Genomic DNA, 13121 nt, shown 5'->3' with positions numbered 1-13121 from the left:
CGTATTGCATTGTAATGGCGAGTTGCGCTGACCACATCCAGCAATATGAAGACTTTGCCAACAAACCCTGCTCGCCCCAGCCAAAAGTTTTCACCTCCACTTTTCGAGACGTCGTTCCGATCTTAAACCTCGCGACAGCACTGAACGCACGTTCGTTTTTCCTAAGCCTGACGCTATGTTGTACGATGACCGACGAGTGATATTTTTCACTCTCGCTCCGACCACCCACAACAACAAGGAAACACACATGAAAAAAGTGAAATTGCTGATTGGATTCTTGTGCCTCTTCAGTGGCTATGTAGGCGCCGCTCCTGCTTCCGTGGAGAAAGATGTTACGCAAGCCGTCGATCAGCTGACGCAGGCCATGTTGCACAAGAACATTGCCGAGCTGAACGCGCTGACCGCCGAGAACCTGACCTACGGGCATTCCAGCGGGAAGATCCAGGACAAGAAAGCATTCATCGCCGATATTGAAACCGGCAAAAGCGCGTTCAAAACCCTGGAGATGCAGAACCAGACCATCACCGTATCGGGTGACGTAGCGTTGGTTCGTCATCACTTCTCGGCACAAGCGCTCAAAGGCACCGAAGTGGTTCCAACCGAAATCGAGAACTTCCAGATCTGGCAAAAACAGAAAGGCCACTGGTTGCTGGTAGGCCGACAAGCGTTCAAGTTCTGATTTTTGCGTAACGAAGGGATACCGGTCAGCCCGACTGCGGTGTCCCGACTCTCTCCTTGCTCCGTTCCAGGGCCAGCCCGCTGCCGATCAACTGCTCAGCTTGCCGGTCACTGGGGCGCGGTGAAACGCTACAGCAAAGGCCAGCGAGCCTGATAATTCCGGGCCTTCTGATCGAACAGATCGGGCTGATGATTCACCGGATTGATCCCTTCTTCGACATCTCCGCTTTTCTAGCCAGCAGTCTTAAAAAATAAAATACATCAATGATCTCAGCTCACTCGGTTGCGCCCGCTGCGCTTGGCTTGATAGAGGGCATCATCGGCACGAGTCAGAAGGCTTTCCACATCGTCACCAGATTTGGCGACGGCGACACCCAAAGACGCAGTTACAGTGTCCAGCACCTCATCCGTGCCACGAACCTTGATCCGCAGCGCCTGAATTTTCAGGCGCAGCTGCTCAGCAAAAGCATGAGCACTGGTGAGATCAAAACACTCTTGCAGGACTACACAGAACTCTTCACCCCCATAGCGTGCCGCCAAGGCCTGAGGCGGGATTGAGTTCCGTAACACCTGACCAACATGCTCAAGTACGCGGTCGCCCAAAGGATGGCCATAGCGGTCATTGAACTGCTTGAAATGATCGATATCCAACATGACCAATGCCACCCCATGAGGAGCGTTGATCAATGCATGCTCCAGCAAGCGAGTGAAGGTAGCTCGGTTCAACACCTTAGTCAGACCATCCAAAGATGCAGCCAGTTGGGCTCGCTCGAGCTTGTCTCTCAGACTCTTGATTTCATTTTGCGCTGAGTGCAACTGGGATAGGAAAAGCTCTTGCTGATCCTGCATGACCTGGGTGCTCTGTTGCAGCTCGCTCAGAATGGCAGGCAACCTCTGGTCAACCGGCTCCGCGAGCATTTCCATGCAATGGCCAAGACTGGCTTGAAAGTTGGAACTGCCATTCACACTACGCGAGACATTACGCTCCATGTCGTCAACCAGATCGATCGCTTGTTGTTGCCCTGCGCGCGCCTCCTCCAATTCGTCACGAATGATGTAGTCGCGAAAAAGCTTCGTAGCGGATTCTGGAGGGAAACAGTCGAAGTCTTTGACCACCCTGTCCAGATGGCGATTAAGCTCTGGCTCCTGACCTTTGCTGTAGGTGTACCAGAGAGCATAGTGCACGGGGTTTGGTGGAATGTTGTGACGCACCATCAGTGGTACGGCCTGCTTCAGCAGGGCCGCCGCCTCTCGGGAGTCCTCTGGATACAGCGTTAGGGCAGTCGCACGCGTCTCTAGTTGGCTCATAACGTCACTGTGGTTGGTTTTTATTGGCATGCATGAAGTCGGGGGCAGCATATCCTTACGTACACCAACCAGCCATACATAAGGCGTCCCTACCCGGCTGACCCACCGGGATAGCTCGGACGGGTCAACGCGCCCTTGGCCCAAGCCCAACGCAGCATACAGACCAAGAGACGTCACCGAGAATGATCACGCGAGCTTTATGGCTCCGCCCTGGATATCGTCACGCGCCGCTCGTAAGTCCATGGCGTCCTGGTTGAGTCGGTGAATCATGTTGAGCAACCGCTGGCGTAGCACTTCGTCTTGGAGATGCTCTGCTGCGCGCATCATATCTAGCGCCGCTACCTCATTGTTAGTGGCGACGGCGTCGAGCAGTTTGCGCATGCTTCTTGATGGTCGATTCATCTCCAACTCCCTGGATTTCAGTGACGCGAATCATATGGCCAGAATGTTTCGTCAGTATTTCAGCTGCAGGAACCATCTCTGTTTGCAACAACCGCCAGCAGACGCACTGAAGGCGGGTTGTCCGGACGCGTTCAAGTATTAAAACCAGGTTTCCATTTGTATCCCGTATTGCCACACACCTCCGGCGTTGAAGTCCGTCTTGCCGAAGTTGTCTGTGGAACTGTATCTGTCCAGGTCCGAAGACCAGTTCATGAGACTTGCGAACACTCGCAATTCGGGACGTGTGAGAAGGTCTCCAAAATCAGGCTTGAATGTCGGAGCGACCGTGAATTTCCAGAAGTTACCGTCGACCGCATTGCGTTGCATGTAACCCTTGGGGTCGAGGTCCATGGTTTGCCAGCTCATTTCGTAGGCCATCTCGAAATTGCTGTTGATTTCATTGGCCAACCGCACGTTCAGGGTCATCCAGCGGTAGTCGTCACCCTTGACGTATCTGTCCTTGCTCTGTTCGGCCAACAAACTGGGGCCGATACGCCAGCCGGGTGCAATGGGTGTCTCACCATAAAGCGCCAGGCGCAGAGCGCGGGCGTCGTCGATCAGTTCGCCATCCGAACCGATGTTCTTGACCTCTGCCCCCAGACCTTGCCCATAGAGCAGTGCTGTTTTGAAGAAGCCTTCCCTGCCGAAAAAGTTTTTCTGGTGATTGGCCAGCATGCTGTGCAAGCCGGAATCCGCAGGCGCAAGGCCCGCTTCATTGCTGCGAGTGCCAAAGTCGTTTTTCTTTGAGCCAATGCCATTGAACATCCACTGCCACTGACCACTGTCGAAGAACTGGTTGGAGGTCAGGATGTAGCTTTCCACATCGGCGTTGATACCGCCTTCACTGAAATCCCCGTAATTACGCCCGATCAAGGAGTAATTCGAGCGCCAGTCCTTGTTCATCTGCACATCGTAGATCCCACCCCCGGTGCCGGCCAGAAAGACCACGTCCGAGTCCAGCCAGTGGATATCGAAATTGTCCCTGTCGAATCGCTTGCCCGCCCACAGAGTGGAGTTCTCGAACACTGAATTGCCCTTGAAGGCGGCGAGATGATCGAGTTCAGTAAATACCTGACGCACGTTCAGGTTGCTCTCGTCGGCCGTCCAGTCATTGGAGCTTTCCACACCGTCGGCGATGGACACGGTGAATTTGGATCGGGTGCCGTTCTGCGCATGCATCTCTTTCGACAGGTCTATGCGCATGTAGGTGTCGTCTTCGTTACCGAGTCGCCCGACGGCACCACCGACTGAACCGGCAGGCGTTGTATAAGGGCCACCGCGACCACCACCCAGCCCATCGTTGATCAGCAATCCGGAGCGGGCGTAGCCCTTGAAGCTGAAGCCGTCAGTGAGGTGTCCGCTGCTGCCCTGCTTTTCCATGCTTTGCTGACGGGCTTCGAGTTTTGCCAGTCGAGTGTCCAAAGCAGGCGCCGAAATGGCTGCTGCAGTAGACGTAGCGGGCTGCAAAGCGGGAGCTGCGAGTTTGATTTGCTGCAATTCCCTGGCAAGTGCCTGGGTTTGCTGTTCGGCTGCGGCTGCACGCTTTTCCGCTGCGCTGGTACGGGCTTCAAACGCAGCCATGCGTTCTTCCAGAGTCGCGGCCTGCGAGGTTGCCGCCGATGTGCCGAGCACGCCTGCGAGTAGCCAGCCTGATGCTTTGTGCATGTGGATTTCCCTGTTTTGTTTTTATTGTTTTGTTCCCGCGACCGGCCATTTTTCGTGAGTTGTAAATTGTCGCAATCAACGAAAAAAAGGATGCCTCATCGCAAATACGCTGCTACATTTGGCGATGTTAACGTTAACTTTTCTAAAAACAAAAATAAAGAGGGCTCTATGAAACAGCTGAAATCTCTTCTTCCAGCAGCACTGCTCACCCTCTGTGCCGGGCTTCCATCCCTCTCGAGCGCGGCCAATTTGACGATCTCGTGCGGTGCGGTGGGTGCTGAGTTACAACTCTGCAAGGAGGCTGTCGAGGCGTGGTCGAAACAGACCGGCAACAACGTCGAGGTGGTTTCCACGCCTAACTCGGCGACCGAGCGGTTGTCGTTCTACCAACAGATCCTCAGTGCGCAGTCCGCCGACATCGACATCATTCAAATCGATATGGTGTGGCCGGGAATGCTGGCCAAACACCTGATGGATCTGCGCGAGGTGCTTCCAGCCAATGCGACCCAGGGTTATTTCCAGGCACAGGTGGATAACGCCACAGTGAACGGACAGCTGGTGACGATGCCGTGGTTCACCGATTCAGGCCTGCTGTATTACCGCAAGGACTTGCTCGAGAAATACGACAAGCAGGTTCCCCAGACCTGGGAGGAAATGACCTCTACCGCAAAGGATGTTCAACAGGCTGAACGCAACGCCGGGAACCCCAATGCGTGGGGTTACATCTTTCAGGGACGCGCCTACGAGGGTCTGACGTGTAACGCGCTGGAGTGGATCAGCAGCCAACCGGAAGGCGGGCTGGTCAATCCAAAAGGTGACATCGTGGTCAACAGTCAGGCCTCAAGAACGGCTTTGACCCTGGCGAAAAGCTGGGTAGGCGACATCTCCCCGCGTGGCGTACTCAATTACACCGAGGAAGAAGGCCGTGGCGTATTCCAGTCGGGCAATGCGCTGTTTATGCGTAACTGGCCGTATGTCTGGGCTCTGGTCCAAAGTCAGGACAGTGCCGTAAAAGACAAGGTCGGGGTCGCTCCCCTGCCCCGCGGCGGCGAGACCGGCAGCCATGCATCCACTCTCGGTGGCTGGGGCCTGGCGATATCGCGTTACAGCGCCCATCCAAAACTTGCCGCAGAACTGGTGAGCTACCTGACCAGCGCTCAAGAGCAAAAACATCGTGCCCTGATTGGCGCCTATAACCCGGTTATCGAGTCGCTGTATCAAGACCCCGAACTGCTCGCGGCCATGCCTTATTACGCTCAGTTGCACAGCATTCTCAACGATGGAGTCATGCGCCCCGCCTCCATCACTGCCGATCGCTATCCACGGGTCTCCAATGCGTTCTTCGATCGAGTGCATGGCGTGCTGGCGGGCGAGTTGCCTGTCGATCAGGCGCTGGCCGAACTGGAAAGCGAACTCACGCGCATCAAACGCCGGAACTGGTAAGCCACAAGGAAGGAAATCACCATGTCTGTCTCTTCTACCCATGCCCCCTGTGATGAGCTGCTGCTCACCAGGGAAACGCCCGTACAACGACGCCGAGTACGCGCTGCCTGGCTGTTTCTGACGCCGATGTTGCTGTGTCTGGCCCTGGTGGCAGCCTGGCCGCTACTGCGCACATTCTGGTTCAGCCTGACCGACGCCAATCTGGCGGACACCGGTGGCGGAACCTTCGTTGGCTTGAGCAATTATCTATTCCACAACGGTACCAACTGGTCGGGCATTCTGGTCGATCCACAATGGTGGAACGCGGTGCGCAACACCTTGCATTTCACCGTGGTGTCGGTGGGACTGGAAGTCGTACTGGGACTGCTGGTGGCGTTGCTGCTGAACATCAAGTTCACGGGCCGTTCGCTGGTGCGGGCGTTGATTCTGATTCCCTGGGCGATTCCGACCATTGTCTCGGCGAAGATCTGGTCATGGATGCTTAACGACCAGTTCGGCATCATCAATCACCTGATGCTGAGCCTCGGCCTGATTGACGCGCCCCTGGCCTGGACGGCCGATGCGGATCTGTCGATGTGGGCGGTGATCATCGTCGATGTCTGGAAGACCGTCCCTTTTGTCACGCTGCTGATGTTGGCCGCCTTGCAGATGTTGCCAAGCGATTGCTACGAAGCCGCCAGGGTCGATGGCATTCATCCACTGAAAGTGTTCTGGCGTGTCACGCTTCCCCTGCTCATGCCCGCACTGCTGGTGGCGGCGATCTTCCGCATCCTCGACTCGCTGCGAGTATTCGACGTGATCTATGTGCTGACCTCGAATTCATCGAGCACCATGAGCATGTCGGTGTATGCCCGCCAGCACCTGGTGGAATTCCAGGACGTCGGTTACGGCAGCGCAGCCTCGACGCTGTTGTTTTTGGTGGTTGCAGTCATCGCCCTGCTTTATCTCTACCTCGGACGCCGTCAACTGGAGGTCCGGTCATGAACCTGCGCCTACTGAAAAAAGCCCTGTTGCGCCTCGGATTCTGGTGTCTGATCGGGGTGTTGCTGCTGTATGCGGTCTTCCCTTTCTACTACGCCATCGTGACGTCGCTGAAGCCGTCCAGCGCCTTGTTCGAGGTGAGTTACTGGATCGAAAACCCCGACTTCTCCAATTACGTGGCAGTGCTCAATCAAGCCTCATTCCTGCGGGCGATCGGCAACTCGCTGGTGGTTGCGCTGTGCGTGGTGACATTGGCGCTGTTCCTCAGCCTGACCGCCGCCTATGCCTTGGGCCGGGTGAAGTTTCGGGGGCGTGGCACGGTCTTGATGATGGTCCTTGGCGTGTCGATGTTTCCTCAGGTCGCGGTGTTGTCGGGGCTGTTCGAAGTGATCCGTGCACTGGGTCTGTACAACACCTCCTGGGCGTTGATCCTCAGCTATACGATTTTCACCCTGCCCTTCACCGTCTGGGTGCTGACCACGTTCATGGGGCAACTGCCCCATGAACTGGAAGAAGCGGCAATCATGGATGGCGCCTCACCCTGGGTCACGCTGACCCGCGTGCTGTTGCCGCTGCTCTGGCCCGCACTGGTCACCACTGGCTTATTGGCTTTCATCGCCGCGTGGAACGAGTTCCTGTTTGCCCTGACCTTCACCCTCACCGACACGCAACGCACGGTGCCGGTCGCCATCGCCTTGATTTCCGGCGGCAGTCCCCATGAGTTGCCTTGGGGGTTATTGATGGCCGCCTCGGTGGTGGTCACCGTCCCACTGGTGATTCTGGTGCTGATCTTCCAGCGCCGAATCGTTTCCGGTCTCACTGCCGGCGCGTTAAAGGGTTGATGCCCAACAAAGACAAGGAACAGCATCGTGATCAAATTGAAACTGGACAACGTGAACAAACAATTGGGCGGCATGCGCATTCTTCGCGACGTCAGCCTGGAAATCGCGGCGGGTGAATTCGTGGTGTTCGTTGGCCCTTCGGGCTGCGGAAAGTCGACCCTGCTGCGACTGATCGCCGGGCTGGATTCGATCTGCGGCGGCGACCTGCTGATCGACGGGCGACGGGTCAACGACCTGGAGCCGCGCGAGCGTGGTGTCGGCATGGTGTTTCAGTCTTATGCGCTGTACCCGCACATGAGCGTCTACGACAACATCAGCTTTGGTCTCAAACTGGCCAAGACTGAGAAGACCAGCCTGCGCGAGCGCGTGCTGAAAACCGCACAAATCCTGCAGTTGGACAAACTGCTGCAACGCAAGCCAAAGGAACTGTCCGGTGGGCAGCGTCAGCGTGTGGCCATGGGCAGAGCCATGGCGCGGGAACCGGACATCTTGTTGTTCGATGAGCCGCTTTCCAACCTGGATGCGTCCTTGCGGGTGCAGATGCGCAACGAAATTGCCCGACTGCATGATCGGCTGGGCTCGACCATGATCTACGTCACCCACGATCAGGTTGAAGCGATGACCCTGGCCGACAAAATTGTCGTGCTCAATGGCGGGCGCGTAGAACAGGTCGGCTCACCGCGCGAACTCTATGAACGCCCGGCCAGCCGCTTTGTCGCCGGTTTTCTCGGTTCGCCCAGAATGAATTTTCTGCCGGCGCGCCTGCAGACGCCAGGCGAAACCAGCCTGGTGGATACCCTCGTATGGGGTATCACGCCCCTGCCCTTCGACAGCTCGAACCTGGCGACGAGCACGCAGCTGAGCCTGGGGATTCGCCCGGAGCATGTGTCGCTCAAGGCGGCGGATGGAGCCGCTGGCGTCGTCGTTACCGCGGTCGAATACCTGGGCAGCGAAACCTATGTGCACCTCGATACAGGTCAAGACGAGCCATTGATCTGTCGTTGCGAAGTCAGCGCCGGATGGCAAGCGGGCGATCGGGTTGAGCTGCAGCTGGACATCGACAACCTGCACCTGTTCGACGCCGACGGCGCGGCCTTGAAGCGTCACCCGCAAACCATTGAAACCCTGCCGGATGGCGTCCCTCTGCGCTCGGCACGAGCAAGCGCCCTATGACTGTGTATTTGAATCCCATGAACGACCCAATGTCTTGCGCCCTTGACCTTGCGCAGCATGCGCTGAGTGATGGCCTGTCTCGCGTCAGCGATGATTATCGTCCCGGTTATCATCTTGCCCCCCCAGCGGGCTGGATGAACGACCCTAACGGGGTGGTGTACTTTCGTGGCGAATACCATGTGTTCTACCAACACCACCCCTTCGACGCGAAATGGGGCCCGATGTATTGGGGGCATGCCAAGAGCGCCGATCTGGTCCATTGGCAGCATTTGCCCATTGCGCTGGCACCCGGCGATGAGTTCGACCGTGACGGTTGTTTTTCCGGCAGCGCGGTGGTGTGCGGGGATACCTTGGCACTGATCTACACCGGGCACACCTGGCTGGGGGACGTGGGCGACGAGCGCTCGATCCGTCAAGTCCAGTGCCTGGCGACCAGCAGCGACGGCATCCGGTTCGTCAAGCATGGCGCCGTCATCGAGACCGCGCCGCAAGACACGATCATGCACTTTCGCGACCCAAAGGTATGGCAGGAAGATGACTGTTGGTACCTGATTGCCGGCGCACGTCTGGGCGATGTGCCGCTGCTGCCGCTGTACCGTTCCACGGATCTGCACGCCTGGGAATTCCTCGACTATGTGGCCAGCGGCAGCGAGGGTGATGGCTATATGTGGGAGTGCCCGGACCTGTTCCGGCTGAACGGGCGCGATGTGCTGCTCTACTCCCCTCAAGGCATGCAGCCCCAGGGTTACGATCGGCTCAACAAGTACCAGACCGGTTATCGAGTGGGCCGACTCGACAGCGAATGGCACTTTACTGGCGGGCCTTTTATTGAGCTGGATAACGGCCACGATTTCTATGCGGCGCAAACGCTACTGGCCGCCGACGGTCGGCGCCTTGTGTGGGCGTGGCTCGACATGTGGGAAAGCCCGATGCCGAGCCAGGCTCATCACTGGTGCGGCATGCTCGGTTTGCCGCGCGAACTTGAACTGCACGCAGATCGCCTTTGCGTCTATCCGGCACGTGAGCTCACCGCTCTGCGCAAAGCGCCATTGCAGGGCACGCTCTGGTGGGGTGAGTCGGGTACGCGGTCGGTGCCGGAAGTGAATGGCGATATGCTCGAAATCCATGTGCATCTGGATCTGGTCGGCTGCACCGATGGCCACCTCGGAATCGCCTTGCGTTGCAGCGATGATGGCAAGGAAAAAACCCTGCTCTATTACGATGCGTCACTGCAGCGCCTGGTGCTTGACCGCAGCCGCTCGGGTGCGCAAGTCACCGGTCAGCGCAGCGTGGCGATAGACCCGACACAAGGGCAACTGGAACTGCGGGTGTTCCTCGATCGCTCGTCCATCGAGGTGTTCGACGAAAACGGGCGCTTCAGCCTCAGCAGTCGCCTCTATCCGCGGCCCGACAGTCTGGGCGTGAAGCTGCTGGCCAGCGGGAGTGGCGGGCGTGTCTCCATTCCCAAGGCATGGCCTCTGGCCTCGGGATGGTTATGAACAGCGTCAATCGAGTCGCGAGAAGCGCGGGCCCTGTGTCATGATCCTGCGTCAACCTGACCGGCCTCGCCTCGCATGACTTCAGTGAAAGACGTTGCACAGCTGGCCGGCGTGTCCCTGATGACGGTTTCTCGAGCGCTCAACACCCCGGAAAAACTGAGCCCCGAAACCCTTCAGCGGGTACGTCGCGCCATTGATGAACTGCAATTCGTACCGAGCCTGTCGGCGCGCAAGATGCGCGGCGACAACCTCCAGTCGCGCACCATCGGAGTGTTCGCGCTGGACACCGCGACTACACCGTTCGCAGTCGAGTTGCTGCTGTCCATCGAACAGACCGCACAGCAGGCGGGCTGGAATGTGTTCATCCTTAACCTGTTGAGCAACCCGCCCACCGACCAGAACATCGACCTGATGTTGTCGCACCGTCCCGACGGGTTGATCTTCAGCGCCATGGGATTTCGCCACGTGAACATTCCCGAGCGCTTGAAGAGCAAACCCCTGGTACTCGCCAATTGCCTGGCGGATGACAGTCACTTGGTGAGTTATGTGCCCGACGACGAAACGGGGCAGTATCGAGCCGTACATCATGCGTTGAGCCAAGGTTATCGGCGCCCTCTGTGTATCAATTTGCCAAAACAGAGTCTGGCCTGGGACCTGCGACAAAAAGGCTTGCTGCGTGCCTGTCAGGCATTCGGCCTTGCGCCTGACGCACTCCTGCAATACGACCTTTCCGATCATGATGCCTATGGTGAAACCGCAGCCATCCTCGATCGACACATCATTGATGGTCGTCCCCAATTCGACATTCTGATCTGTGGCAATGACCGCATTGCATTTTGTGCCTATCAGCTGTTGTTGGGCCGAGGCCTGAAAATCCCCGACGATGTCGCCGTACTCGGCTATGACAACATGATCGGTATCGCTGAGCTGTTCATCCCGCCGTTGACGACGGTACAACTGCCGTACTACGAGATCGGTCGCAAGGCTGCCCGGCACCTGATCGAGACCATTGAGGTATCGGGAGCTCAGCCAGTTGATTGTCCATTGGTGGTCAGGGCATCACTGTAAGAATGAGCTCATTCGGTGATTACACGCCCGCTTGCTTTCGATGGGTCGTGAAAGAGCTTCGGGCGGCAACGATGAGGATGCATCAAATCCTGGGGGCTGCCGATGCATTAAAACCGCCTGACGAAAGACCGGGCTCTTGGGTTTCACTCAACCCGGCAGACCGCTACAGTGGCGCAACCGACACCTGAGAAACGATGAACATGGATGTACTTCACCAAGGAAGTTGCCTGTGCGGCGCAGTGAAATATTACGTGGCCGCCGAGCTGAAAGCGGTTACCCATTGCCATTGCAGCCAATGTCGCAAGGGCCACGGGGCAGCATTCGCGACGTATGCAAGCGCACCCAGGTCGGCGATTACAATCATGGCGGGTGTCGAGACGCTCAAAACCTTTAACTCGTCTGAAGGCGTCGCACGACAGTTCTGTGGCGACTGCGGCTCTTCGCTGTTCTGGTCTGATTCCAAAGGCGAGTTTTCGGATTGGATGTCCGTGGCGATAGGCACGCTGGATACGCTGTTTCTGAGTGAAAAACAGAAACACGTGTGTGTTGCATCGAAAGCGCCGTGGTACTCAATCGAGGATCGGTGGCCGCGGACGGAGTGAACGCTTTGGGCCAAAAAAGCGAACGCACATGAGGTAGATTGAGACCTGATGCCAAATTCACTGATGGGAGGGACCGTACTATGACGACGCGAACTGAAACTGCCATCCTGGCCGGTGGCTGCTTCTGGGGCATGCAGGATTTGCTGAGACGCTACCCCGGCGTAGTGTCCACGCGGGTGGGCTACTCCGGCGGCGATGTGCCCAATGCGACTTACCGCAATCATGGCACGCACGCGGAAGCGATCGAGATTGTGTTCGATCCGGACCAGATCAGCTATCGCCAGATCCTCGAGTTTTTCTTTCAGATCCACGACCCGACGACGAAGAATCGTCAGGGTAACGATGTGGGTATGAGCTACCGCTCGGCGCTCTTCTATCTCAACGATGAACAGAAGCAGGTGGCCGAGGACACGGTGGCCGATGCTGATGCATCCGGCCTCTGGCCCGACAAGGTCGTCACTGAAATCATGCCCGCAGGCCCGTTCTGGGAAGCAGAACCGGAACATCAGGACTACCTAGAACACTACCCCAACGGTTACACCTGCCATTTCATTCGGCCAGACTGGAAACTGCCCAAACGAGGGTAATGGTGCTGTGCACTTGCGAAGAGTCGGAGGCAAGATGATTTGTATCGCTCTGTATGTTCGCGGGCGATCTTACACAGCCATACACAATTGCCGGATCAGGACACATACGCAGTACATGAAGGTGAAAAAGTGGGCGGCGTCCACACCTGGTGTTCTCCGATGAACCCAGGCCAAAGAGCCCACCCCCAGCAGGAGTCACCTCATGATCAATGAAATCGATACTGTGCTTTACACCGGCAAGACCCACACCACCGGAGGCCGTAACGGCGAGGCGCGAAGCGACGATGGACGTTTGGACATCAAGCTTTCCGCGCCTGGCTCGTCAGGGAGTGGCACCAACCCCGAACAGCTGCTGGCTGCGGGTTGGTCGGCCTGTTTCATCGGTGCAATGGGTAAGGCGGCAGTCGCCTTGAAGGTGACCCTGCCGAGCGACGTTGCCGTCGATGCCGAAGTGGACCTGGGCAAGACCGAAGACGCCTTTTTCCTCCAGGCGCGCCTCAATGTCAGCCTTCCGGGTCTGGACCCTGTTGTCGCACGGGCGGTGGTGGATGGTGCCCATCAGCGGTGCCCGTACTCGAAGGCGACCCGTGGCAACATCGACGTCACGATCAATCTGGTTTGATGCTGTTCACTTAGGGTTGGGGGACATATCCGTTTCTGCGGTGATGGCGGCTGGCGGTTTCGCTCTTACAGCGAGTCACTTGGAGAAGCGCCAAGTAACCAAGCGCTCTTGCCCCTGACGTACGGTGCCTCGCCTAGGCTCGCCATGCCCTCGCTCCGGTCCTGCTCCGTGGGCCCGCCGCCATCGGCCATCCATGGCCGGGGGCGGCTAAC

Annotated in this window: 13 protein-coding genes; 10 read left to right on the top strand and 3 right to left on the bottom strand. The window is 57.5% G+C overall.

The features are described 5' to 3' along the window. The first annotated feature begins 247 nt into the window (after window positions 1-247). Window positions 248-679, top strand: a complete 432-nt coding sequence (locus AC3WP4_RS24280) for a nuclear transport factor 2 family protein (RefSeq protein WP_102616182.1) — start codon at window positions 248-250, stop codon at window positions 677-679. Between the two features lie 269 nt (window positions 680-948). Here AC3WP4_RS24280 and AC3WP4_RS24275 read toward each other — a convergent pair whose 3' ends face one another. The 3 genes from AC3WP4_RS24275 to AC3WP4_RS24265 form a co-directional block, all read right to left on the bottom strand. Then, window positions 949-1986, bottom strand: a complete 1038-nt coding sequence (locus AC3WP4_RS24275; RefSeq protein WP_173860492.1) for a GGDEF domain-containing protein — start codon at window positions 1984-1986, stop codon at window positions 949-951. 186 nt (window positions 1987-2172) lie between these two features. Continuing rightward, a complete protein-coding gene (locus AC3WP4_RS24270) occupies window positions 2173-2388 on the bottom strand; it encodes a hypothetical protein (RefSeq protein ID WP_074875786.1) in 216 nt (71 codons plus the stop codon). Between the two features lie 138 nt (window positions 2389-2526). Then, window positions 2527-4092 carry a carbohydrate porin gene (locus tag AC3WP4_RS24265; RefSeq protein WP_102616181.1) on the bottom strand — a complete coding sequence of 522 codons (1566 nt, stop codon included), beginning with the start codon at window positions 4090-4092 and terminating at the stop codon, window positions 2527-2529. 168 nt (window positions 4093-4260) lie between these two features. Here AC3WP4_RS24265 and AC3WP4_RS24260 point away from each other — a divergent pair, with 168 nt between their 5' ends. The 9 genes from AC3WP4_RS24260 to AC3WP4_RS24220 all read left to right on the top strand — a co-directional run bounded on the left by AC3WP4_RS24260 (window position 4261) and on the right by AC3WP4_RS24220 (window position 12909). Beyond that, on the top strand, window positions 4261-5535 hold the full coding sequence (locus tag AC3WP4_RS24260; protein WP_102616180.1) for an ABC transporter substrate-binding protein: 1275 nt from the start codon (window positions 4261-4263) through the stop codon (window positions 5533-5535). A 21-nt stretch (window positions 5536-5556) separates the two neighbouring features. Then, window positions 5557-6519, top strand: coding sequence for a carbohydrate ABC transporter permease (locus AC3WP4_RS24255; RefSeq protein ID WP_074875779.1), 963 nt, complete (start codon window positions 5557-5559; stop codon window positions 6517-6519). Continuing rightward, window positions 6516-7358, top strand: coding sequence for a carbohydrate ABC transporter permease (locus AC3WP4_RS24250; RefSeq protein ID WP_074875776.1), 843 nt, complete (start codon window positions 6516-6518; stop codon window positions 7356-7358). The genes AC3WP4_RS24255 and AC3WP4_RS24250 overlap by 4 nt, the downstream gene beginning before the upstream one ends. 27 nt (window positions 7359-7385) lie before the next feature. Continuing rightward, window positions 7386-8531: an ABC transporter ATP-binding protein gene (locus AC3WP4_RS24245; protein WP_102616179.1), complete on the top strand. Its 1146-nt coding sequence runs from the start codon at window positions 7386-7388 to the stop codon at window positions 8529-8531. Beyond that, window positions 8528-10030, top strand: a complete 1503-nt coding sequence (locus AC3WP4_RS24240) for a glycoside hydrolase family 32 protein (RefSeq protein ID WP_102616178.1) — start codon at window positions 8528-8530, stop codon at window positions 10028-10030. Before AC3WP4_RS24245 ends, AC3WP4_RS24240 begins: the two co-directional genes overlap by 4 nt. 75 nt (window positions 10031-10105) lie before the next feature. Then, window positions 10106-11098 (top strand): LacI family DNA-binding transcriptional regulator, encoded by a 993-nt coding sequence (locus tag AC3WP4_RS24235; protein WP_102616177.1) that lies wholly within the window; start codon window positions 10106-10108, stop codon window positions 11096-11098. 200 nt (window positions 11099-11298) lie between these two features. Beyond that, on the top strand, window positions 11299-11700 hold the full coding sequence (locus tag AC3WP4_RS24230; protein WP_102616206.1) for a GFA family protein: 402 nt from the start codon (window positions 11299-11301) through the stop codon (window positions 11698-11700). Window positions 11701-11780: 80 nt separating this feature from the next. Further along, complete coding sequence (msrA, locus tag AC3WP4_RS24225; RefSeq protein ID WP_074875768.1) at window positions 11781-12287, top strand: peptide-methionine (S)-S-oxide reductase MsrA; 507 nt, start codon at window positions 11781-11783, stop codon at window positions 12285-12287. A 202-nt stretch (window positions 12288-12489) separates the two neighbouring features. Beyond that, window positions 12490-12909 carry an organic hydroperoxide resistance protein gene (locus tag AC3WP4_RS24220; RefSeq protein WP_102616176.1) on the top strand — a complete coding sequence of 140 codons (420 nt, stop codon included), beginning with the start codon at window positions 12490-12492 and terminating at the stop codon, window positions 12907-12909. The last annotated feature ends 212 nt before the right edge of the window (window positions 12910-13121 follow it).

Source organism: Pseudomonas sp. FW305-20 (genome assembly GCF_058788075.1).
This window is presented reverse-complemented; position numbering and strand designations above follow the sequence as displayed.

What these genes read in the sequence shown, in the direction of transcription:
- AC3WP4_RS24280 (WP_102616182.1), top strand. Translation starts at nt 248, where the DNA reads ATGAAAAAAGTGAAATTGCTGATTGGATTCTTGTGCCTCTTCAGTGGC.
- AC3WP4_RS24275 (WP_173860492.1), bottom strand. Translation starts at nt 1,986, where the DNA reads ATGAGCCAACTAGAGACGCGTGCGACTGCCCTAACGCTGTATCCAGAG.
- AC3WP4_RS24270 (WP_074875786.1), bottom strand. Translation starts at nt 2,388, where the DNA reads ATGAATCGACCATCAAGAAGCATGCGCAAACTGCTCGACGCCGTCGCC.
- AC3WP4_RS24265 (WP_102616181.1), bottom strand. Translation starts at nt 4,092, where the DNA reads ATGCACAAAGCATCAGGCTGGCTACTCGCAGGCGTGCTCGGCACATCG.
- AC3WP4_RS24260 (WP_102616180.1), top strand. Translation starts at nt 4,261, where the DNA reads ATGAAACAGCTGAAATCTCTTCTTCCAGCAGCACTGCTCACCCTCTGT.
- AC3WP4_RS24255 (WP_074875779.1), top strand. Translation starts at nt 5,557, where the DNA reads ATGTCTGTCTCTTCTACCCATGCCCCCTGTGATGAGCTGCTGCTCACC.
- AC3WP4_RS24250 (WP_074875776.1), top strand. Translation starts at nt 6,516, where the DNA reads ATGAACCTGCGCCTACTGAAAAAAGCCCTGTTGCGCCTCGGATTCTGG.
- AC3WP4_RS24240 (WP_102616178.1), top strand. Translation starts at nt 8,528, where the DNA reads ATGACTGTGTATTTGAATCCCATGAACGACCCAATGTCTTGCGCCCTT.
- AC3WP4_RS24235 (WP_102616177.1), top strand. Translation starts at nt 10,106, where the DNA reads ATGACTTCAGTGAAAGACGTTGCACAGCTGGCCGGCGTGTCCCTGATG.
- AC3WP4_RS24230 (WP_102616206.1), top strand. Translation starts at nt 11,299, where the DNA reads ATGGATGTACTTCACCAAGGAAGTTGCCTGTGCGGCGCAGTGAAATAT.
- msrA (WP_074875768.1), top strand. Translation starts at nt 11,781, where the DNA reads ATGACGACGCGAACTGAAACTGCCATCCTGGCCGGTGGCTGCTTCTGG.
- AC3WP4_RS24220 (WP_102616176.1), top strand. Translation starts at nt 12,490, where the DNA reads ATGATCAATGAAATCGATACTGTGCTTTACACCGGCAAGACCCACACC.